Below are 21,290 nucleotides of genomic sequence, written 5' to 3'. Positions count from 1 at the left end.
GCGGGTAAGCCGCGGCTTAGCGGTAATCGCCGGAACGCGGCGTCTTTTCCTTTGCTTCCACGTCCACGGCGCCGTTGCGCGGCAGTTCGCGCTGCTGCGCTTCGGCTGCCGGCGTTTCGCCTTCCTTGATGCCTTCCTTGAAGCCCTTCACCGCGCCACCCAGATCGGTGCCGATATTGCGCAGCTTCTTCGTGCCGAACACGAGCGCTACGATCAACAACACGATCAGCCAATGCCAAATACTCAACGAACCCATGACTACTCTCCTTAACCCCGATACCGCACCGGATGCGGCGAAACTCGGGCGCCTTGCGGCATGAATCGAAGCGCGTACGCTTCATCTATACGTTACCGCGACCTTTTCGGCTGCAACCCGCGACACGGAATGTCATTGTGACCAGACGATCGCGTCGGCGTCGTTACAATGCGGCAAAAACAACGGCCGCGCTATTGTCCGCGACCAAAACTCGCTACACACCCCCGCACTGCCGGGTCAACCCATGCGCTGCCAGGGGCGCGGTCCCGCGAGAATGTGCGCGTGCAGGTGATAGACCTCCTGGCCGCCGCCCGGACCGGTATTGATTACCGTGCGAAAACCCGTTTCGCCGCCGGTGTACGCCACGCCCAGTTGATCGGCCAAACGCGCTGCCAGGACCAGCATTCTACCAAGCAGCGGTGCATCGCTCTCGGTGCAGCTCGATAGGGTGGCGATGTGCTTGCGCGGAATCACCAGCACATGCGTATCCGCGGCCGGCCGAATGTCGCGGAAGGCGACGAACTCGTCGTCTTCGTGGACCTTGGTCGACGGGATCTCGCCGGCGGCAATCTTGCAGAAAAGGCAGTTCGGGTCGTGGCTCATCGTATTCCTGACACAGTATGGCTGAAGCGCGAAGCCGACGCGGCGCGATTCATGTCAGGCCCGGCAACCATCGGACGAAACCTAGAACCAGCCCCGCGGATTCGCGAGCGGCTTGTTATCGTACAGATACAGCCAGCCCTTGATAATACGGTACAACATCCAGATGCTCACGGCCCACAGAACCGGAATGCCGATCACCACGAACAGCAGCACGCCGCCGATCGCATAGCCCAGCAAAGCCATCCAGAAGGAGCGGATCTGCCACTCGAAATGGGCCTCGTACGGCGTGCCCACCACGTCGGGCCGCTTCACGTAGTTGATGATGATCGCGATCAGGATCGTCAGGCCGCCCGTCAGCCAGTGGACCGCATAAAGCGCGTACAGCACGTGGGTGAGCGTACGCAGGCTGCGCTCGCGCTCAGGCTCGAGAGCATTGCGATAGGCCGGCGGCGGATACCTCTCGTGCGACTGTTCCATGCTTGCGTCCTCCCAAGGATGCGATCCGATGCGTTCCTGCAATATGGGCGCCGGTGCCCTGCACTTCAACACGCAAGCGCGGACCCACTACGATCAGTCGCCGTTCTGCTCGCGGTCGCGGCTCTTGCGCAGCGCCTTTTCCTCGATACCCGACATGCCTTCGCGGCGCTCCAGTTCGGCGAGCACGTCCGCCGGGCTCAGATCGAAGTGCGACAGCATTACGAGGCAGTGGAACCACAGGTCCGCGACTTCGCCCACCAGCGCCTTCGGCGCGCCACCGTGGCGTGCGTCCTTGGCGGCCAGCACGACTTCGGTGGCTTCTTCGCCGATCTTCTTCAGCACCGCGTCGTCGCCCTTGTGGAACAGGCGCGACACGTACGACACGTCCGGATCGCCGCCCTTGCGGCTGTCGATGATCGCCGCGAGGCGCATCAGCGTGTCAGTCGTTGACGTGGAATTGGACAACGTGGTTTGCGTGGATTGCGTCATTTGTAGATGTGTTCGGGGTCTTTCAGCACGGGATCGACGGCGACCCAGTCGCCGTCATCCACAGAGCCTTCGAATTTCTGGAAAAAGCACGAGTGGCGGCCAGTGTGGCAGGCAATGCCCGATACCTGCTCCACTTTCAGCAGCACGACGTCTTCGTCACAATCGAGCCGCACTTCGTGCACATGCTGCACGTGGCCGGACTCTTCGCCCTTGAACCACAGGCGTTGGCGCGAACGCGAGAAATACACCGCGCGATGAGTTTCGATGGTTTTCGCCAGGGCTTCGCGGTTCATCCACGCGAACATGAGTACGTCGTTCGTCGACGCTTCCTGCGCGATCACGGGCACGAGGCCGTTCACGTCCCACTTGACCTTGTCGAGCCAATTGACTGCCGAGGGATTCACCACGTCACAACCTCACCGAAATGCCCTGATCGGCCATGAAGCGCTTGGCCTCGCCCACGGTGTGTTCGCCGTAGTGGAAGATGCTCGCGGCGAGCACCGCGTCCGCGTGGCCGCTTTTGATGCCGTCGGCCAGATGTTGCAGGTTGCCTACGCCGCCCGAAGCGATTACTGGAATCGGTACGGCGTCCGACACTGCGCGCGTGAGCGCGAGGTCGAAGCCGCTCTTGGTGCCGTCGCGATCCATGCTGGTGAGCAGGATTTCACCCGCGCCGAGTTCGGCCATCTTGCGCGCCCATTCGACGGCTTCAAGGCCGGTGGCCTTGCGCCCGCCGTGCGTGAAGACTTCCCAGCGCGGCGGCTCGCCGTCCGCGGAGACGCGCTTCGCGTCGATTGCGACGACGATGCACTGCGAGCCGTATTTGTCCGTGGCGTCTTTCACGAGCTGCGGATTCGCCACCGCCGACGAGTTCATGCTGATCTTGTCCGCGCCCGCGTTCAGCAGGCGCCGCACGTCTTCGACGGCGCGCACGCCGCCGCCGACCGTCAGCGGAATGAACACTTGCGAGGCGACGGCCTCAATGATCGGCAGGATCAGATCGCGCTGATCCGAGGTCGCGGTGATGTCGAGGAAGGTGAGTTCGTCGGCGCCCTGATCGTCGTAGCGGCGGGCGATTTCAACCGGGTCGCCCGCATCGCGCAGTTCGACGAAGTTGACGCCCTTGACCACGCGGCCAGCCGTGACGTCGAGACAGGGAATGATGCGTTTAGCTAGAGCCATGATCTTGCAATTCTGCCAATACCGCTGATGAGGCCGCTCGCTTTGGAACTTCAACGAGCGGCGCAAGGTCGGCGCGGCGCAGTCGCGCTGCGCCGCCGGTGAGTCGCACGCGGACGGCCTGAGGCACTCTGCCGGTGCATTACCGCGTCCGTTTCGGCTGCCGGCGATTCGTTCACCGCGACGCCGGCCGGAAACGCGAGACGCGGGCGGCGAGCCTGAAGGTTCGCCTGAGCAGCCTTAAGCGTCGTCCGACTCGCGCAGCCGGTCCGCGAGGGTTTGCGCCGCCGCGAAGTCGAGATCGCCCGAGTAAATCGCCCGGCCGCAGATCACGCCTTCGATGCCTTCGTCTTCGACTTCGCACAGCGATTCGATGTCGGTGAGGTTGGACAAGCCGCCGCTCGCGATCACCGGAATCTTCACCGCGCGCGCAAGGCGCACCGTCGCTTCGATGTTGATGCCCTGAAGCATGCCGTCGCGGCCGATGTCGGTGTAAATGATCGATTCGCAGCCGTAGTCCTCGAACTTGCGCGCGAGATCGGCCACTTCGTGGCCGGTCAGCTTGCTCCAACCGTCGGTCGCGACCTTGCCGTCTTTCGCATCCAGTCCGACGATGATATGGCCGCCGAACGCCGTGCAGGCATCCTGCAGAAAGCCGGGGTTCTTCACCGCCGCCGTGCCGATGATCACGTACGACAAACCGTCGTCCAGATAGCGCTCGATCGTGTTCAGGTCGCGAATGCCGCCGCCCAGTTGCACGGGAATCTCGCCGCCCACTTCCTCGATGATCGCGCGAATCGCGTCTTCGTTCTTCGGCTTGCCGGCGAACGCGCCATTCAGGTCGACGAGGTGGAGACGCCGGGCACCGCGCTCGACCCAGTGTCGGGCCATGGCCGCCGGTTCCTCGGAAAATATCGTCGCCTGGTCCATATCGCCCTGTTTGAGGCGTACACACTGACCGTCTTTCAGGTCGATGGCGGGAATCAGCAGCATAGCAATCGGGTGTTGTCTGGGAAGGGGTTGAAGGTCGGCGGCGGCGGCTGGTGATCCAGCCCGCCGGGACGCCGTTTCGCTAGTTTAGTACAACTCTTTCGACGCCCTTGCGTGGCGTCGTGAGGCAGCGAAAGCATGATGTTGCGATTGCGGCGCGCGACATACGGTCCGCTTGTGGCGGAGCGACGCACGGCAACAGGGTGAAGAAAGGCGCTCACGGGTTCCAGTGCACGAAGTTGCGATACACGCGCAGCCCCGCTTCGGCGCTCTTTTCCGGGTGGAATTGGGTCGCGAAGATGTTATCCCGCGCCACCGCCGAGGTAAAGGGCACACCGTACACTGTTTCGCCCGAGGTATGGGCGGCGTTGTCCGGCGCCACGTAATAACTGTGCACGAAGTAGAAGAACGCGTTGTCCGCGACGCCGTCCCACAGCGGATGCGGCTGCGCCTGGCGCACGCGGTTCCAGCCCATTTGCGGGACTTTGAAGCGCGAACCGTCGTCCTGCAATTGGCCTTCCAGGTCAAAGCGCAGCACCTTGCCGGGCAACAGGCCCAAGCCGGGCGTGTCGCCCTCCGCGCTCCAGTCGAACAGCATCTGCTCGCCGACGCACACGCCCATCAGCGGCTTGCTGCGCGACGCCTCGATCACCGCTTCCTGCAGGCCGGACTCGGCCAGACTGCGCATGCAGTCGGGCATCGCACCCTGGCCGGGCAGCACGACGCGGTCGGCCGCGCGAATCGCTTCCGGCCGGTCGACGATCGCCACGTCCGCTTCCGGCGCGGCTTTGCGCAGTGCCTGGGCGACCGAACGCAGGTTGCCCATTCCGTAATCCACAATCGCTATCGAAGTTTTCATTTCAAGTTAGGCAGCAATGCCTTCAATCCATCGACGATGAATTCCACCGCCAGCGCCGATAACATCAAACCCATGAGCCGCGTGCCGATGTTGATACCCGTGCGACCGACCCAGCGGGCAATCGGTTCGGCGAGCCGCAGCGAAAAAAAGCAGATCGCCGCCAACACCGCGCCGATCGCGACGAGGCTGATCCGGTCGTACCAATGCGCCGAGCCGGCCGCGTAGATGATCGTAGTGCTGATCGCGCCCGGACCGGTGAGCAAAGGAATCGCGAGCGGCACGACCGCGATGTTGTCCTTCTGCTCGGCTTCATGGCGTTCTTCCGGCGTCGAACGGCTGTTGCCGATCTGCGCGTTCAGCATGTTGATCGCCATCAGCAGCATGATGATTCCGCCGCCCACTTCGAGCGAGCCGACCGAAATGCCGAAGAAGCTGATGATCTGCTGCCCGAGCAGCGTGGTGATCGCGATCACGCAGAACACCGAGATCGCCGCAATGCGAATGGTTCTACGCCGCTCGGCGTCGCTCTGATTCGCCGTCAGGCTCATGAAGAACGGGATGGCGCCGACCGGGTTGATCAACGCCAGCAGCGAAATAAACGACTTCAGAATGTCCATCGCACACCGGGAGCGCGCGCACTCGACGCGGGTCCCGGTCCTGGTAATTGAGTTGGCCTATGAACCGGCTATTGAGGGCTTAGAGGCTGCCCTTGGTCGACGGAATCTGCCCCGCCGCGCGTTCGTCCAGTTCGGTGGCCATGCGCAACGCACGCCCGAACGCCTTGAACACCGTTTCCATCTGATGGTGGGCGTTCAGGCCGCGCAGGTTGTCGATATGCAAAGTGACGCCGGCGTGATTCACGAAACCGCGGAAAAACTCGATGGACAGATCGACGTCGAACGTGCCGATGCGCGCACGCGTGAACGGCACATGGAATTCGAGACCCGGACGGCCCGAGAAATCAATCACGACGCGCGACAGCGCCTCGTCGAGCGGCACGTACGAATGACCGTAGCGGCGGATGCCCTTGCGGTCCCCAATCGCTTTCGCGACGGCCTGGCCGAGCGTGATGCCGGTGTCTTCGACCGTGTGGTGGTCGTCGATATGCAGGTCGCCATGCGCTTCGATTTCGAGGTCGAACAATCCATGCCGCGCGATCTGGTCGAGCATGTGGTCCAGAAACGGCACGCCGGTGGCCAGCTTTTGCTGACCGGTGCCGTCCAGATTGATCTTCACACGGATCTGCGTTTCGCTGGTGTTGCGAACGACTTCCGCAAGGCGCATGGTAATTCCTCGAATCTAGCTAGAAAGCGACAGGTAGTGGGGTGAAAAAACGGCGGGCCACGCGCGCCTTCCCACCATATGGAAAAGCGCCAGCGCGGCCGTTCAGTTCAGCACGAGTTTCAGTCCGGCGAGCAATTGCGCGTTTTCTTCCGCCGAACCGACGGTCAACCGCACGCAATTAGCCAGCAATGGATGCATTTTACTCACGTTTTTGATCAGAACCCGCGCCGTGAGTAGCGTTTCGAACAGAACCGACGCGTCGGGCACGCGCACCAGCAGGAAGTTGCCGGCGCTCGGGAACACTTCGGCGCCCGGTAATCGGGACACCGCGTGCGCGAGTTTCGTGCGTTCGTCGCGCAATTGCGCCGCTTGCGAGTCGAGCACGTCGACATGGTCGAGCAGGAAATCGGCGGCGGCTTGCGTGAGCACGTTGGTGTTGTACGGCGGCCGCACTTTATCGAATTCGGTCAGCCAGCCGGGTTTGCCCGCCAGATAGCCGAGACGGATGCCGGCAAGGCCGAGCTTGGAGACCGTGCGCATGACAACGACGTTATCGAACGCGTCGGCGCGCGGCAGCCAGCTTTGTTGCGCGAACGGCTGATAAGCCTCGTCGATCACCACCAGGCTCTTGTTGGCCGCCGCGATGATGCGCTCCATGTCGGCGTCGTCGTACAGCGTGCCGGTCGGGTTGTTCGGGTAGGCAAGATAGATGATCGCCGGCTGGTGTTCCGCGATCGCGGCCAGCATCGCTTCGGTGTCGAGCGTGAAATCCGCTTTCAGCGGCACGCCGATGAACTCGAGATTCGCCAGCTTCGCCGACATCTGATACATGACGAAACCCGGTACCGGCGCGAGCACCTTGGCGCCCGGCTGCGCACACGCGATCGACACCATGCTGATGATTTCATCCGAGCCGTTGCCGAGCAGCACGTCGCAGCCGGCCGGCACGCCCATCACACGCTTGATCTTCTCGATCAGCGCGTCAGGACGCGGCGCCGGATAGCGATTCAGCGCAACGCCGGCCAGATGCTCGCCCAGATGCGCGGCCAGCACGGGCGGCAGCGTGAACGGATTTTCCATCGCGTCGAGCTTGATATAGCCCGTGGCGTCCGGAACGGGATAGCTCGTCATCGCGAGCACGTCGCGGCGGATGATGTCTTGAGGTGTCGTCATAGGTCGGTAAAGCCGGTCGCAAGGGAACGCCGGCCCGGCGTTGGCGGCATGCGGGCCGCCCCAGGTTGTCTGTATTGTCTTTATTAAACGAAGAACCACGCGCAATCCGTCGCCGCTGTTCGCGGGCCGGTTCGACGTCCGCGCCTTCAGCGCCGGATCAAGCGCGTTCAGCTGTTCTGCCGCATCCGGTATTCGGCGCTACGGGCATGCGCCTGCAGGCCTTCGCCGTAAGCGAGCTCGGCGGCGATCTCGCCGAGCGTCTGCGCGCCGTCCGCGCTGACCTCGATCACGCTCGAACGCTTGAAGAAATCATAGACGCCCAAGGGAGACGAGAACCGTGCGGTACGAGACGTAGGCAAAACGTGATTCGGCCCCGCGCAGTAGTCGCCGAGGCTTTCGCTCGTGTAGCGGCCGAGGAAGATCGCGCCGGCATGGCGGATCAGCTGGCCCCACTGATGCGGCTCCAGCGCGGAGATTTCGAGGTGTTCCGGGGCGATGTCGTTGGCGATCGCGCAGGCTTGCTCCATGTCGCGCACCTTGATCAGCGCGCCACGGCCTTCGAGCGATGCCTGGATCACATCGCGGCGCGGCATGGTAGGCAACAGTTCGTCGATCGCGTCTTTCACGCGGCCGATGAACGCGTCGTCCGGGCACAGCAGGATGGACTGCGCGAGCTCGTCGTGCTCGGCTTGCGAGAACAGGTCCATCGCGACCCAGCGCGGGTCCGTGGTGCCGTCGCACAGCACGAGGATTTCCGACGGCCCGGCGATCATGTCGATGCCGACCGTGCCGAATACGCGGCGCTTGGCCGACGCGACATACGCATTGCCGGGACCGCAGATCTTGTCGACTGCGGGAATGGTTGCCGTGCCGTACGCCAGCGCGCCGACCGCCTGCGCGCCGCCGATCGTGAACACGCGGTCCACGCCGCCCAGCAGCGCGGCCGCGAGCACCAGCGGATTCTTCACACCGTCCGGCGTGGGCACGACCATGACGATTTCGCGCACACCGGCCACTCGCGCCGGAATCGCATTCATCAGCACCGACGACGGATATGCCGCCTTGCCGCCCGGCACATAAATGCCCGCGCGATCCAGCGGCGTGACTTTCTGGCCGAGCACGGTGCCGTCGGCTTCCGTGTACTGCCAGCTATGGCTGCCGCATTCAATCTTCTGCTTCTCGTGGTAACCGCGCACGCGCGCCGCCGCCGCTTCGAGCGCCGCGCGGCGCTTCGGTTCGAGGCTTTCGAGCGCCGCCTCCAGCTCCGCCATCGGCAACTCGAGCGCGTCGACGCTCTTTGCCTCGACACGGTCGAAGCGTTGCGTGTATTCGAGCACCGCGGCGTCGCCGCGCGCCTTCACGTCGTTCAGAATCTGCGCGACCGAGCGCTCGATTGCTTCGTCTTCGCTCGCCTCGAATGCGAGCACCGCGTGCAGCGACTTCTGGAAGTCGGGAGCGGCGGAATCGAGCTTGCGAATCTTGATAGACATACGGGTATCCGTTTCGGTAAGGCGCGCTTTAGAACGTGGTCACACTGACGCTATCAGGCCGTCGTGGCGCCGGCCTTCGACGCGCGTTCGAACGCGTCGAGGATCGGCCGCAACGCGGCGCGCTTGAGCTTCAGCGCCGCCTGGTTCACCACGAGGCGCGACGAAATCTGCATGATCTCCTCCACCTCGACCAGATTGTTGGCGCGCAAGGTGTTGCCCGAGCTCACCAGGTCGACGATCGCATCGGCGAGACCGACCAGCGGCGCCAGTTCCATCGAACCGTACAGCTTGATCAGATCGACGTGCACGCCCTTGGCGGCGAAATGCTCACGCGCGGTTTCAACGTACTTGGTCGCGACGCGCAAGCGCGCGCCCTGGCGCACCGCGCTCGCATAATCGAAACCGGCGGCGACCGCGACCGACATGCGGCAGCGCGCAATATCCAGGTCGACCGGCTGGTACAGGCCGCTGCCGCCGTGTTCGAGCAGCACGTCTTTGCCCGCCACGCCGAAGTCGGCCGCGCCGTATTCGACATAGGTCGGCACGTCGGTGGCGCGCACGATGATCACGCGCAGGTTCGCGTCGGTGGTCGGCAGAATCAGCTTGCGCGAGGTCTCCGGGTCTTCGGCCACTTCGATGCCGGCTGCGGCGAGCAGCGGCAACGTTTCCTCGAAGATACGCCCTTTCGACAGCGCCAGCGTGAGCGGCGCGCTCACTGCCGGCGATGCCGAAGTTTGCGGCACGGCGCTCATGCCTGGCTACCCGAAACCCGGCGCACCTTCGCGCCGAGCGCGGTGAGCTTGGTTTCCATGCGGTCGTAACCGCGGTCGAGGTGATAGATCCGGTCGATCAGCGTTTCACCGTCGGCACGCAACGCCGCGATCACGAGACTCGCCGACGCGCGCAGATCGGTCGCCATCACTTTCGCGCCGGACAGCTGTTCGACGCCGGTCACGAGCGCGGTGTTGCCGTCAATCGTGATATTGGCGCCCAGGCGGTTCAGTTCCTGCACGTGCATGAAGCGGTTTTCGAAGATCGTCTCGACAACCTGCGAGGTGCCCGTCGCGATCGTGTTCAGCGCCATGAACTGCGCCTGCATGTCCGTCGGGAACGCGGGGTATTCGGAGGTGCGGAAGGTGACCGCGCTCGGGCGCTTGTCCATGCGCACGCGCATCCAGTCGTCGCCCTCTTCGACCGTGACGCCGGCTTCGCGCAGCTTTTCGGTCACCGCTTCGAGAATCAGCGGACGCACCTTGCGCAGCGTGACGTCGCCACCGGCTGCCGCCACCGCGCACAGGAACGTGCCGGCTTCGATGCGATCCGGAATCACCGTGTGCTTCGCACCGTGCAGCTTGTCGACGCCCTGGATCACAAGGCGATCCGTGCCGATGCCTTCGATCTTCGCGCCCATCGCGACCAGCAGATGCGCGAGGTCGCCGACTTCCGGCTCACGCGCCGCGTTCTCGATGACGGTTTCACCTTCGGCCAGCACCGCTGCCATCAGCAGGTTTTCAGTGCCGGTCACGGTGATCATGTCGGTAACGATACGTGCGCCCTTCAGACGCTTCGCGCGTGCTTCGATGAAGCCGTGCTCGATCGTGATCTCGGCGCCCATGGCCTGCAGGCCCTTGATGTGCTGATCCACCGGACGCGCGCCGATCGCGCAGCCACCCGGCAGCGAAACACGCGCGTGACCGAAGCGCGCCACCAGTGGGCCGAGCACGAGGATCGACGCGCGCATGGTCTTCACCATTTCGTACGGCGCGACGAGGTTATCCACCTTCGCCGCGTTCAGCGACACGCGCCCGTCGCCGCTTTCGATCTGCACGCCCATCTGGCCGAGCAGTTTGAGCATTGTGCGCACGTCCTGCAGGTCGGGCACGTTGTCCAGATGCACTGGCTCCGCGCTGAGCAGACTCGCGCACAGAATCGGCAACGCCGCATTCTTCGCACCCGAGACGACGACTTCACCCGACAGCGGGTAGCCACCTTCAATGACGAGTTTATCCATGCCTGTCAGTTCCTGATTGACCCGGACTTCGGCCGGGGCTGCTTTGACTGTGTTCGGCGCGCCGCTACCGGCGTCACGCCCTTCTTGAGTAATTCGCACTAAATTTCCAGATTACGCGTTCTGCCATTCGGCGGGCGTCAGCGTCTTCATGCTGAGCGCGTGGATCTCTTCGCGCATGCGATCGCCGAGCGCCGCATACACGAGTTGATGTCGCTGGATCAGACGCTTGCCTTCGAAGCTCGGCGAAACGATGGTCGCAAAGAAATGCTGGCCGTCGCCTTCGACTTCGAGATGCTGGCAGGCGAGCCCAGCCGCGATGTATTGCTTGACCTGTTCGGGAGTCGGCAACATAAGAGAAGCTCCTGATCAGTGGCGCAGTTTGTAGCCGGAAGCGAGCATGCGCATCGCCACCACGGCCAGCACCACAAAGAAACCGGCAACGATCGCGAGGCTCGCGAGCGGATTGATATCCGACATCCCGAAGAAACCGTAGCGAAAGCCGTCGATCATGTAGAAAAAGGGATTCAGCCGCGACACTTCGCGCCACACCGGCGGCAGCGTGTGCGTGGAGTAGAACACGCCCGAGAGGAACGTGAGCGGCATGATCAGAAAATTTTGAAACGCCGCAAGCTGATCGAATTTGTCAGCCCAGATGCCAGCGATCAAACCGAGCGTGCCGAGAATCGCCGCGCCGAAAATCGCGAACAGGATGATGTAGAGCGGCGCGGTGAAACTGACCGGCACGAACCAGATCGTCACGATGAATACGCCGAAGCCGACCGCCAACCCGCGCGCCACGGCCGCCAGCACGTAGGCGCCGAACATCTCGTAGTGCGACAGCGGCGGCAGCAGCACGAACACCAGGTTGCCCGTGATCTTCGACTGGATCAGCGACGACGAACTATTGGCAAACGCATTTTGCAACACGCTCATCATCACGAGACCCGGGATCAGGAAACTCGTGTATTCGACGCCCGGATAAACCTCCACGTGACCGCGCAAAGCGTGGCCGAAAATCGTCAGATACAGGAGCGCGGTGATGACCGGCGCCAGCACCGTCTGGAACGCCACCTTCCAGAAACGCAGGAGCTCTTTGTAAAACAGCGTACGGAAACCGCTCATGCAAGCCCCTCGATCACTTCCGGACCGTTCATCACCTGAACGAACACATCTTCGAGATCGGCTTTGCGGACCTCGATTTCTTCGAATACGCAGCCCGCCGCGCGGCACTGCGCGAGGATTTTCTCGACGTCGTCGTAGCTTGCCAGACGCAGCAGATGCTGACGGCCATTGCCGTTGCCCGTGCCGCTGTCCACTTCGAGCGGACGCAGATCGACCGGCAAGACGCCTTGCGTGAACCGCAGGAATAGTTGCATGCCGGCAAAGCGTTGCAGCAGCGTGCTGGTGCGTTCGAGCGCCACGACCTCGCCGCGCCGCAACATCGCAATGCGGTCGCACAGCGATTCGGCTTCTTCCAGATAGTGCGTAGTCAGCACAATGGTGTGGCCTTCGCGGTTCAGGCGCGAAATGAACTTCCACAACGTTTGCCGCAATTCGACGTCGACGCCCGCGGTCGGCTCGTCGAGCACGATCACCGGCGGACGATGCACCAGCGCCTGCGCGACCAGCACGCGGCGCTTCATGCCGCCCGACAGCGCGCGCATGTTGGCGTCGGCTTTGTCGGTGAGGTCGAGATTGGCCATGATCTCGTCGATCCACGCGTCGTTGTTGCGCAGCCCGTAATAGCCGGACTGGATGCGCAAGGTTTCGCGGACCGTGAAGAACGGATCGAACACCAGTTCCTGGGGCACCACGCCGAGCGCGCGGCGCGCGTCGCGGAAATCGTTGACGACGTCGTGGCCGCGCACCGCGATGCTGCCTTCATCGGCGCGCGCGAGCCCGGCGAGGATGCTGATGAGCGTCGTCTTGCCCGCGCCGTTCGGACCGAGCAGTCCGAAGAACTCGCCTTCTTCAACTGTGAGGCTGACGCCCTTGAGCGCCTGCAAATCCTTGTAGCGCTTCTTGACGTTACGAATTTCTATGGCTGACATGACTGTGGGCCGCGTGCGTCGCGGCGCCTAAAGGAGCCCCGAGGGGGCGCGCAAATGCTTGGAAGGAACGGAATTGGGGCCGGTTAGGCGCCCCAAAAAACGTTTGATTATAGGGCAAAAATCCGTGGCCCTATCTCAGTAGGAGGTGTTCGGAGATGACGCGTTAGAGCGTCAATGTCGCGCGCCGATGAGGGTATCGACGCCGTAGGCTTGCGCGAGACTGGCGAGACCAGCCGGCAGATTCACGATCTCAAACGTGGCGCCGCGTGCCTGGGCGGCACGCTGCCACGCCAGGAGGACGGCCAGCGCGGACGAATCGAACTGCGCGAGCGGCGCGCAGTCCACACCGTTGGCGCCCGCCGCAATACGCTGCAAACCCGCCGCGAGTGCGGCATTCGCGCTCGCGTGGGTTAGTGTCGCACCGCTCTCGAAGCGGCTGGCGACAGGGCTCAGCACTTCGCTCACGACTGCTTGCCCGCGGCGAGTTGCTGGTTGCGCTGCGTGAGGAACTGGATCAGTCCGTCCACACCCTTCTGCTGGATCTGCTCGTTGAACTGCTGCTGATACGCCTGGATCAGCCATGCGCCGAGCACGTTGATGTCATACACGCGCCAGCCTTGCGGCGTTTTGTACAGACGGTAGTCGAGTTCGATCGGCGAGCCGTTGTTCATCACCACCGAGCGCACCACCGTGTCGGTGTCGTCCGGGTTCATGCGGAACGGCTTGTACTGGATCTGCTGATCGCGCACCTGAGCCAGTGCGCCCGAGTACGTACGGATCAGCAGCATCTTGAACTGCTCGACCACCGCGTTCTGCTGCTCCGGCGACGCGGTGCGCCAGTTGCGGCCCATCGCCAGTTGCGTGGTGCGGCGGAAATCCGTGTACGGCAAGATCTTCTCGTTGACCAGCTTCGTGATGTGCGAGATGTCGCCCTGCTGGATCGACTTGTCCGCGCGAATTGCGTCGATCACCTGCTGGGTGACGGTCTTGATCATGCCGTCGGGTGAATTGGAGTCGACCGTCTGAGCGGACGCGCCGGCACTGGCAAACGAGAACAACGCGACGAACAGCGGAATCAGGAAGAATTTTTTCATTTGGAGCCTTGCCTTAAAAATAGTGCAACCGTTTGAGCCGACATTAACACGCGAGTTCAGCAGCAATCCATGCGCAAACTGCGAGAGTCGTATCGATCTGTTACGGCAGCACGATCAACGCAATTTGAATGACGGGAAGTTGAAACGCGACGGCGGCACCAGCTGGCCGGCCGGGATCTGCGTCGTCTCGGGGCCCCCGTTCAGGTCCAGTGGCGGCGATTCGGAGCTGCCCGATGCGGCCTCCGGCGCGGCTGCCGTGCCGGACGCCGCCTGCGGTGGCGTTGCCGCGGTCGCACCCGAAGCCGGCGCCGCCTTCGCCGCCGCAGCACCCTGCGTGCCCGCCGTGCCGGAAACAGCGCCTGCCGGCGCACCCGCCGCACCGCTGTCGACGTCGTCGTACTTCGGCAGCGGCGCTTCGTCGCCGTAGTTCGGCAGGCCCTGCGCCTGCTTGCCGTCCGACAGCAGGTACTGACGGCGTTGCAAATACGCGTTACGCACGAACGAATATTTGTCGAGAGCCGCGCCTTCCAGCACATCGCTCGCGTTCAGCAGATTCGCGCGCGTGTTGACGACGTTCAGCCCGTACAGCGCCCAGCTCAGACCATCCGGATGAATGTAGCTGAGCGGATTCACATAGTAATTGCCGATCGAGCCGACCGCGTCGCGCACGGTGCTCGGCCCGAACAGCGGCAACACGAGGTATGGGCCCGCCGGCACGCCGTAATGGCCAAGCGTGAGGCCAAGGTCGTTGTCGTGCTTGGGCAGCTTGGCGAGCGTTGCCACGTCGAACAGACCGCCAACGCCGAATACCGTGTTGATCACGATCCGCATGATGTCTTCGACACCGTCGGTGATCTTCAACTGCAGCAGGTTGTTCGCCGCAATGTAGACGTCGCCGATGTTCGAAAAGAAGTTCGTCACGCTGTCGCGAACCGGCTGCGGCGTGATGAATACGTAGCCCTTCGCGACCGGCTTGAGCGCGTATTGATCGAGCTTGTCGTTGACGGTGAAGATCGTGCGGTTCAAACCTTCGAGCGGGTCGCCCTTGGTCGGCGTCTGGACAGTCGTACAGCCGGCGAGCAGCGCTGCGCCTACCGCCAGCTTGCAGGCCTGGAAGGCGCGCGCGCCGCCGATGCGTGTGGTCTGCATTCTTGTTCTCCTTATTGAGCGGCCGCGCCGGAGGCGGGCAGGCTCGACGCCGCAGGCGCTGCGGCAGGCGCCTGCGCGGGAGTACCCGCCGCCGCGCCAGGCTTGGACGCACCCGAGTCGGCCGCTTTGCTATACAGAAACTGGCCGATGAGGTTTTCCAGCACGATCGCCGATTGCGTCATGGAGATGGTGTCGCCCGCCTTGAGCATTTCGCTGTCGCCGCCGGGTTCGAGCCCGATGTATTGCTCGCCGAGCAGCCCCGAAGTCAGGATCTTCGCCGAGGTGTCTTTCGGAAACTGGTATTGCTTGTCGAGGTCGATCGTGACGAGCGCCTGATACGCGTTACTGTCGAAGCCGATCGAAGCGACCCGGCCGACCGTCACACCCGCGCTCTTCACGGGCGCGCGCGCCTTCAGTCCGCCAATATTGTCGAACTTGAGCTTGACCGGATAGGTTGCCTGGAACGACAACGAGCTCATGTTGCCGGCCTTCAGCGCGAGAAACAGCAACGCCACGAAACCCAGCACCACGAACAGGCCGACCCAGAAGTCGAGAGCAGCAGTCTTTTTCATCGTCATCCCAAAGTGAATCCGCCACGCCGCAGACACTCCCCGCCGCGCGCGTCCCGTGACGCGCCGCCGGCGGAAAACGTGCAGCGCAGTCTTAGCTGAACATCAGTGCGGTCAGCAGAAAATCGAGGCCGAGCACCGCAAGCGACGCGTACACGACCGTCTTGGTCGTGGCGCGCGACACGCCTTCCGGCGTCGGCTTGGCTTCGTAGCCTTGAAACAGCGCAACGAACGTCACCGCGAGGCCGAACACCACGCTCTTGATAACGCCTGCGCCGACGTCGCGCCAGACATCGACGCCGCCTTGCATCTGCGACCAGAACGCGCCAGCATCGACGCCGATCAGCAGCACGCCCACCACATAACCACCGAATACGCCGACCGCGCTGAAGATCGCGGCGAGGATCGGCATCGAGATGATGCCGGCCCACAGACGCGGCGCGACCACCACCTTGACCGGGTCGACGGCCATCATTTCCATCGCGGTCAGTTGCTCGCCCGCCTTCATCAAGCCGATCTCGGCGGTGAGCGACGTGCCGGCGCGCCCGGCGAACAGCAGCGCCGTGACCACCGGGCCGAGTTCGCGCACGAGCGACAGCGCGACCAGCAGGCCGAGCGCCTGCTCGGAACCGTAGCGGTTCAGCGTGTAGTAGCCCTGCAAGCCGAGCACGAAGCCGACGAACAGACCCGACACCGCGATGATCACCAGCGAATAATTACCTACGAAGTGGATCTGCTTCGTGACAAGACGCGGACGGCGCAGCAACGGAAAAAACTCGAGCAGCAGCCGGAAGAAAAAACGCGTGGCGTAGCCGGCTGTGCCCAGTCCGTCGATCACCGAGCGGCCGATCGCACTGATCATGACTGACCTCCGCCGATGCCGAAGTCCGCCGCGAGCGGCGTCTTGCTGGGATAGTGAAATTTGAAGGGACCGTCGGGCGCGCCGTCGATGAACTGGCGCACGGTGGGATCGGTCGACGCGCGCAATTCGGCGGGCGTGCCTTCGGCGTGAACCCCGCCGTTGGCGAGAAAGTAGACGTAATCGGCGATCGCGAACGATTCGGGCACGTCGTGTGTGACGAGAATCGAGGTGGCGCCGAGCGCCTGATTGAGCGCGCGAATCAGGTTCGCGGTGATGCCGAGCGAAATCGGATCGAGACCGGCGAACGGCTCGTCGTACATCATCAGCTCGGGATCGAGCGCGATGGCGCGCGCCAGCGCCACGCGCCGCGCCATGCCGCCCGAAATCTCCGACGGCGCCAGGTCGCGCGCGCCGCGCAGACCGACCGCGTTGAGCTTCATCAGCACGAGGTCGCGGATCAGTTCTTCAGGAAGGTCAGTGTGTTCACGCAGCGCGAAGGCGACGTTTTCGAACACGGACATGTCGGTGAACAGCGCGCCGAACTGGAACAGCATGCCCATCTTGCGGCGCAGAGCGTAAAGGCCGTCGCGCGTCTGCCGGCCGATGTCCTGGCCCTGGAACAGGATCTGGCCGCGCTGCGCGCGCACCAGGCCGCCGATCAGACGCAGCACGGTGGTCTTGCCGCAACCCGACCCGCCCATGACCGCGACCACCTGGCCGCGCTTGAAGCGCAGGTTCAGGTTCGACAGAACGAGCCGGTCGCCGTAACCGAAGTCGACGTCGCGCAGCTCGAGTAAGGTCTCGGGGGAGGAAGACACGAAACGGACAGTCCTTTTACACGGAAGGCGAATTATAGGGCCACCGTGCAAAAGTTGCCGTGAGGGTGCCCTGTCCCTTAACTAATCATAGGATTATCGCGTAAACCCTTGCTGCAGTGCAGAAACTGCGGCGGCCGGATCCGCCGCTTCCGTCACCGCCCGCACCACGGCCGCGCAGCCGACACCCGTCGCCAGCACGTCAGGCAGGACCTGCAGGTCGATTCCGCCGATCGCCACCATCGGAACGACGCCGTCGAGCAGGCGCACGTAGCGGGCCAGACGCCTGAGGCCCTGCGGCGCGGTCGGCATAACTTTGGTGGTGGTCGGAAACACCGCGCCCAATGCGATGTAGCTTGGCCGGAAATGCAGCGCTTTCAGAATCTCGTAGAAACCGTGGGTCGACAGGCCCAAGCGGACGCCTCCCGCTGCCAGCGCCGCGAGGTCGGCCGTGTGCAGGTCTTCCTGGCCGAGGTGGACGCCGTAGGCGCCGGCGTCGAGTGCGGCCTGCCAGTGGTCATTGATGAACACCTGAGCGTCGTGCCGACGGCCGACGGCCACGCAGCGGGCAATTTCATGCTTCAGCTCATCGGCAGGCTCAGCTGATTTGCGGCGCAACTGCACCGTCTTCACGCCGAAGCCCACCACGCGTTCGACCCATTCCGCCGTCGGCAGCACCGGATACAGGCCCAGCCGGTCCGGGCAGCGCGCGAACGCCTGGGCAGGGGCGTCAGGCAAACCGGCGAGACGCGGAAAATGGCTCAGATCGGCGGGAAAGGCGTCGTCGGCACGGGTTTCGTCGCCGTCGCGCCAGGCGAGCGCCAGCACCAGTGCGTCATGCGGGTCGAAGCCGCAGTCGAGGAACGCCGCCAGCGCGGCAATCCAGTCTTCCGCCAGATGACCGTCGAGGCGGTATTTTTCGCCGCCCAGATGCAGTGTGGCCTTGTCCTCGGCGGCTTCGATCACGCCGGCGCCCCGCACCAGCCAGCGCGCCATCTGCTCGCCATGCTGCTGCGCGTCGGCGATCACGATCAGATCGCCGCCGTTCGGCTCGTCCGGCGCGGTCAGGCAGATGCGCCACGGCGCATGCGTCGGCGGCCAGTCGCCCAGCCGGGCGCGGATGCGCTCGGCGGCTTCGGTGAGTTCGTCGGCGGGCGGCCAGAACAGGTCGCGGTCTTTCAATGTCAATGTCTGCGTCATGCGGCGCTCCCGTCTTGATGCCAGAACGGCATGCCGACCACCGGCGTGCTCGCGTGCGCGCTTTCGCGCTCGGCCATCGGCCCCGCCAGAAAAGCCTGGCGCCCCGCTTCGACGCCCAGCGCGAAGGCGCGCGCCATCGCGTCGGGATGAGTGGCCTGCGAAACCGCGGTGTTGAGCAACACGCCGTCGAAGCCCCATTCCATCACCTGCGCCGCATGCGACGGCACGCCGAGACCGGCGTCGACGATCAGCGGCACGTCCGGCAGACGCTCACGCAACACGCGCAGGCCATATGGATTGATCACGCCCTTGCCGGTGCCGATCGGCGCGCCCCACGGCATCAACGCTTCACAGCCGGCGTCCAGCAAGCGACGGCCGATCACGAGGTCTTCGGTGCAATACGGCAGCACCTTGAAGCCGTCCTTGACCAATTGCGCGGCCGCTTCGATCAGGCCGACCGGGTCGGGCTGCAGCGTGTAATCGTCGCCGATCAGTTCGAGCTTGATCCACTCGGTTTCGAAGATTTCGCGCGCCATATGCGCGGTCGTCACCGCCTCGCCGACGGTCAGGCAGCCGGCCGTGTTCGGCAGTAGCGGTACGCCGTGGCGCTTCAGCAGATCGAAGAAGCCGGCTTCCGCGCCGCCTTCGTTCATTTGCCGGCGCAGCGCGACAGTCACCATGCCGGGCCGCGCGGCATCGATCGAATCGGATAGCGATTGCAGCGACGGATAACGCGAGGTGCCAAGCAGCACGCGGCTCGCGAAAGTCTGGCCGTAGAGCGTGAGCGCGTCGGCGGTATTTGGGGAAGTCATTTGCATAATCTTTTGTCTCCGGCAATCCGGCGTTTCAGGCAATGCATGGCGGTCGTTCAGCCGCCAGCCACGGGTTGCACGACATCGAGCCTGTCGCCCGCTTGCAGCGCGCGCGCCGCGTGCTGGGTGCGCGCCACGAAGTCGCCGTTCAAGGCGACCGCAAACGGCGGACGCGCGCCGAACGCGGTCAGCGCGTCCGCGACAGTCGCGCCCTCGGGCAGCGACAACGGCTTCTGATTGATATGAATGTCCATGGTGTTCGAATACGTTTCAGTCGATGGCGAAAGCGGCGTGGCGGGCAGCGCTCGTCTGAGTCATGACGGGTCGCGCAACGCTCATGCCGGCTCCCGCGCGGAGTCCAGTTGAAAAAGCTCGCTCCAGCGCGCGTCGCGCTGCCAGTCGGCGAAGGCATCGGCGTCGCCGATGCGGCCGTCGAGCAGCGCCGCGGCGAAGCGCACGGCTTCGTCGGCGACTTCGGGCACGATCATGTAGCCGTGCCGGTACAGGCCGTTCACGCGCAGTGTCTGCGCGCCGTCCCACAGCAACGCCGGACGGTGGTCCGGCAGAGTTGGGCGGCACTGCGAATTCAGTTCGAGGATGCGTGCCTCGCCGAAGCCGGGATGCACGGAAAACGCCGCGCTCAGCAGTTCGAGCGCGGAGCGCACGCTGACCGGCGACATGTCCTCGCCTTCCACTTCGGTCGCGCCGATCACGTAGAGATCGTCCTGCTTCGGCGCAATGTAGAGCGGATAGCGTGGATGCAGCAGCCGCACCGGCCGCGTCAGCTTGATACCGGGCGCATGCACGCGCGCGACTTCGCCACGAATGCCGCGCAGCGTAGGCAGCACGGACTTCGCGCCGAGGCCGCGGCAATCGATTGTGATACGCGCGGGCGGCAGCGCACGCTCGTCGACCGGCGTATTCCAGTGCGTGTCGACGCCGCGTTGCGCGAGGCCCGCAGCCAGCGCGGTCAGCACCTGACGGTTGTCCAGCTGGCCTTCACGCGGCAGCAGCCAGCCCTGGTTGAAACGGCCCGCCAAAGCAGGCTCGGCGGCGCCGAGCTGCGCGCCCGCCAGGGTGACGAAGCCGCCGTCCAGCAATTCATCCGGAGCGTTCGAGCGCACCCGGCGTTCGAATAGCGGCGCTTCGGTGCGGTCGGCGTGATGCCAGACGACCAGCGTGCCGTTGCGCTGAAAGAACACCGGCTCAGGAAGTTCGGCCAGCACTTGCGGCCAGGTGTCGAGCGAACTCGCGCCGAGACGGGTGATCAGCAGTTCGGCGCTGGCGGCTTCCGCGAGCGGTGCCAGCATCGCCGCGGCGACCCACGCGGCCGATTGCGTGCCGGCGGCATCGCCACGTTCATAGAGCGCCACGCGATGCCCCTGACCGGCGAGCCGCCACGCCACCAGCCGCCCGCACAGGCCACCGCCGAGCACGGCGAAATCGGGTTGTGCAGAACGCGTCATCGCGCACACTCCGTTTCAGGACGGCAAGCAAAGCTGAAGCACCGCGCGCCGACGGCGGCGTGACGAAGAGCAAAACACATATCTGAAGAATAGGCGGTCATCGAGTCCTTTCCGTACGGCAACAAAGCGCTCGTACCCAGGACGAAACCGGCGGGTGAGGCCGGCCAGGCAATGCGCGATCCAATGACGGACGCTGCCCGGCGGGGAATGGAAGACTGGCTGCTTCCGGAAACTTCCCGCGCCGGTATTACCCGGATCGGGTGCAAAGGGTGTCTCTCAGCCTCGCCGCCGCGCCATGAAAATCATGCCGCCTGTGCGCGAAGCACCCCTGTTTCGTCGAAGGTCATTAGACCATAAAAGGCGCGGCGCCCGCAAACCAGCGGCTGGCCGCGTCGCGCGCGATTTGATCCGACACCATCTTTCACGTTATCAATGCGGCCGAAGGCGGCGCTCTGGCACAA

The 21,290-nt window shown here is 64.1% G+C and carries 27 protein-coding genes and 1 riboswitch; all 27 genes read right to left on the bottom strand.

The features are described 5' to 3' along the window. Positions 1 to 16: 16 nt before the first annotated feature. Entirely contained in the window at positions 17 to 256 is a 240-nt protein-coding gene (gene tatA / locus B0G82_RS07970) for a Sec-independent protein translocase subunit TatA (RefSeq protein WP_106284200.1), read from the bottom strand. Between the two features lie 237 nt (positions 257 to 493). Then, positions 494 to 859, bottom strand: a complete 366-nt coding sequence (locus B0G82_RS07965) for a histidine triad nucleotide-binding protein (protein ID WP_106284199.1) — start codon at positions 857 to 859, stop codon at positions 494 to 496. Between the two features lie 81 nt (positions 860 to 940). After that, positions 941 to 1,336 carry a hypothetical protein gene (locus tag B0G82_RS07960; RefSeq protein ID WP_106284198.1) on the bottom strand — a complete coding sequence of 132 codons (396 nt, stop codon included), beginning with the start codon at positions 1,334 to 1,336 and terminating at the stop codon, positions 941 to 943. 93 nt (positions 1,337 to 1,429) lie between these two features. Next, positions 1,430 to 1,825, bottom strand: coding sequence for a phosphoribosyl-ATP diphosphatase (locus B0G82_RS07955; protein WP_116143898.1), 396 nt, complete (start codon positions 1,823 to 1,825; stop codon positions 1,430 to 1,432). Further along, positions 1,822 to 2,232 (bottom strand): phosphoribosyl-AMP cyclohydrolase, encoded by a 411-nt coding sequence (gene hisI, locus B0G82_RS07950; protein ID WP_181196648.1) that lies wholly within the window; start codon positions 2,230 to 2,232, stop codon positions 1,822 to 1,824. The genes B0G82_RS07955 and hisI overlap by 4 nt, the downstream gene beginning before the upstream one ends. 1 nt (position 2,233) lies before the next feature. Further along, positions 2,234 to 3,007, bottom strand: coding sequence for an imidazole glycerol phosphate synthase subunit HisF (gene hisF, locus B0G82_RS07945; RefSeq protein WP_013589770.1), 774 nt, complete (start codon positions 3,005 to 3,007; stop codon positions 2,234 to 2,236). 237 nt (positions 3,008 to 3,244) lie between these two features. Beyond that, a complete protein-coding gene (gene hisA, locus B0G82_RS07940; protein WP_106284196.1) occupies positions 3,245 to 3,997 on the bottom strand; it encodes a 1-(5-phosphoribosyl)-5-[(5-phosphoribosylamino)methylideneamino]imidazole-4-carboxamide isomerase in 753 nt (250 codons plus the stop codon). A 214-nt stretch (positions 3,998 to 4,211) separates the two neighbouring features. Further along, entirely contained in the window at positions 4,212 to 4,853 is a 642-nt protein-coding gene (gene hisH, locus B0G82_RS07935; protein WP_116143897.1) for an imidazole glycerol phosphate synthase subunit HisH, read from the bottom strand. Next, on the bottom strand, positions 4,850 to 5,470 hold the full coding sequence (locus tag B0G82_RS07930; protein ID WP_116143896.1) for a MarC family protein: 621 nt from the start codon (positions 5,468 to 5,470) through the stop codon (positions 4,850 to 4,852). The genes hisH and B0G82_RS07930 overlap by 4 nt, the downstream gene beginning before the upstream one ends. 79 nt (positions 5,471 to 5,549) lie before the next feature. After that, positions 5,550 to 6,137 (bottom strand): imidazoleglycerol-phosphate dehydratase HisB, encoded by a 588-nt coding sequence (hisB, locus tag B0G82_RS07925; RefSeq protein WP_064267519.1) that lies wholly within the window; start codon positions 6,135 to 6,137, stop codon positions 5,550 to 5,552. 102 nt (positions 6,138 to 6,239) lie between these two features. Then, positions 6,240 to 7,310, bottom strand: coding sequence for a histidinol-phosphate transaminase (gene hisC, locus B0G82_RS07920; RefSeq protein ID WP_116143895.1), 1,071 nt, complete (start codon positions 7,308 to 7,310; stop codon positions 6,240 to 6,242). Between the two features lie 167 nt (positions 7,311 to 7,477). Beyond that, positions 7,478 to 8,800: a histidinol dehydrogenase gene (gene hisD, locus B0G82_RS07915; protein WP_106284192.1), complete on the bottom strand. Its 1,323-nt coding sequence runs from the start codon at positions 8,798 to 8,800 to the stop codon at positions 7,478 to 7,480. 53 nt (positions 8,801 to 8,853) lie between these two features. Continuing rightward, positions 8,854 to 9,552 carry an ATP phosphoribosyltransferase gene (hisG, locus tag B0G82_RS07910; protein ID WP_121307099.1) on the bottom strand — a complete coding sequence of 233 codons (699 nt, stop codon included), beginning with the start codon at positions 9,550 to 9,552 and terminating at the stop codon, positions 8,854 to 8,856. After that, positions 9,549 to 10,811, bottom strand: a complete 1,263-nt coding sequence (murA, locus tag B0G82_RS07905) for a UDP-N-acetylglucosamine 1-carboxyvinyltransferase (RefSeq protein ID WP_116143894.1) — start codon at positions 10,809 to 10,811, stop codon at positions 9,549 to 9,551. The genes hisG and murA overlap by 4 nt, the downstream gene beginning before the upstream one ends. A gap of 111 nt (positions 10,812 to 10,922) precedes the next feature. Next, complete coding sequence (locus B0G82_RS07900; RefSeq protein ID WP_006052280.1) at positions 10,923 to 11,162, bottom strand: BolA family protein; 240 nt, start codon at positions 11,160 to 11,162, stop codon at positions 10,923 to 10,925. A gap of 15 nt (positions 11,163 to 11,177) precedes the next feature. Next, positions 11,178 to 11,933 carry an ABC transporter permease gene (locus B0G82_RS07895; protein ID WP_116118407.1) on the bottom strand — a complete coding sequence of 252 codons (756 nt, stop codon included), beginning with the start codon at positions 11,931 to 11,933 and terminating at the stop codon, positions 11,178 to 11,180. Further along, positions 11,930 to 12,862 (bottom strand): ABC transporter ATP-binding protein, encoded by a 933-nt coding sequence (locus tag B0G82_RS07890; RefSeq protein ID WP_116143892.1) that lies wholly within the window; start codon positions 12,860 to 12,862, stop codon positions 11,930 to 11,932. The genes B0G82_RS07895 and B0G82_RS07890 overlap by 4 nt, the downstream gene beginning before the upstream one ends. A gap of 171 nt (positions 12,863 to 13,033) precedes the next feature. Further along, on the bottom strand, positions 13,034 to 13,327 hold the full coding sequence (locus tag B0G82_RS07885) for an STAS domain-containing protein (RefSeq protein ID WP_106284187.1): 294 nt from the start codon (positions 13,325 to 13,327) through the stop codon (positions 13,034 to 13,036). After that, positions 13,324 to 13,956 (bottom strand): ABC transporter substrate-binding protein, encoded by a 633-nt coding sequence (locus B0G82_RS07880; RefSeq protein WP_121307098.1) that lies wholly within the window; start codon positions 13,954 to 13,956, stop codon positions 13,324 to 13,326. The genes B0G82_RS07885 and B0G82_RS07880 overlap by 4 nt, the downstream gene beginning before the upstream one ends. A gap of 114 nt (positions 13,957 to 14,070) precedes the next feature. Then, complete coding sequence (locus B0G82_RS07875) at positions 14,071 to 15,105, bottom strand: VacJ family lipoprotein (protein WP_116143890.1); 1,035 nt, start codon at positions 15,103 to 15,105, stop codon at positions 14,071 to 14,073. A gap of 11 nt (positions 15,106 to 15,116) precedes the next feature. Next, positions 15,117 to 15,677, bottom strand: coding sequence for an outer membrane lipid asymmetry maintenance protein MlaD (gene mlaD, locus B0G82_RS07870; RefSeq protein ID WP_121308637.1), 561 nt, complete (start codon positions 15,675 to 15,677; stop codon positions 15,117 to 15,119). Between the two features lie 91 nt (positions 15,678 to 15,768). Further along, a complete protein-coding gene (mlaE, locus tag B0G82_RS07865; protein WP_106284184.1) occupies positions 15,769 to 16,536 on the bottom strand; it encodes a lipid asymmetry maintenance ABC transporter permease subunit MlaE in 768 nt (255 codons plus the stop codon). Then, the gene (locus B0G82_RS07860; protein ID WP_012434519.1) at positions 16,533 to 17,354 is read right to left on the bottom strand and encodes an ABC transporter ATP-binding protein; all 822 of its coding nucleotides are present in this window, start codon (positions 17,352 to 17,354) and stop codon (positions 16,533 to 16,535) included. Before B0G82_RS07860 ends, mlaE begins: the two co-directional genes overlap by 4 nt. Positions 17,355 to 17,447: 93 nt before the next feature. Continuing rightward, entirely contained in the window at positions 17,448 to 18,551 is a 1,104-nt protein-coding gene (gene thiE, locus B0G82_RS07855; RefSeq protein WP_121307097.1) for a thiamine phosphate synthase, read from the bottom strand. Further along, on the bottom strand, positions 18,548 to 19,363 hold the full coding sequence (locus B0G82_RS07850) for a thiazole synthase (protein ID WP_116148748.1): 816 nt from the start codon (positions 19,361 to 19,363) through the stop codon (positions 18,548 to 18,550). The genes thiE and B0G82_RS07850 overlap by 4 nt, the downstream gene beginning before the upstream one ends. 56 nt (positions 19,364 to 19,419) lie before the next feature. Next, positions 19,420 to 19,617 carry a sulfur carrier protein ThiS gene (gene thiS, locus B0G82_RS07845; RefSeq protein ID WP_106284181.1) on the bottom strand — a complete coding sequence of 66 codons (198 nt, stop codon included), beginning with the start codon at positions 19,615 to 19,617 and terminating at the stop codon, positions 19,420 to 19,422. An 81-nt stretch (positions 19,618 to 19,698) separates the two neighbouring features. Beyond that, positions 19,699 to 20,829, bottom strand: coding sequence for an FAD-dependent oxidoreductase (locus B0G82_RS07840; RefSeq protein ID WP_121307096.1), 1,131 nt, complete (start codon positions 20,827 to 20,829; stop codon positions 19,699 to 19,701). Between the two features lie 216 nt (positions 20,830 to 21,045). Further along, positions 21,046 to 21,169, bottom strand: a riboswitch (TPP riboswitch). Positions 21,170 to 21,290 lie beyond the last annotated feature (121 nt).

Origin of the sequence: Paraburkholderia sp. BL17N1 (assembly GCF_003634175.1) — a bacterium.
GTDB lineage: Bacteria > Pseudomonadota > Gammaproteobacteria > Burkholderiales > Burkholderiaceae > Paraburkholderia.
Note: the sequence above shows the minus strand (reverse complement) of the source record. Positions and strands in the feature narration are given on the sequence as shown.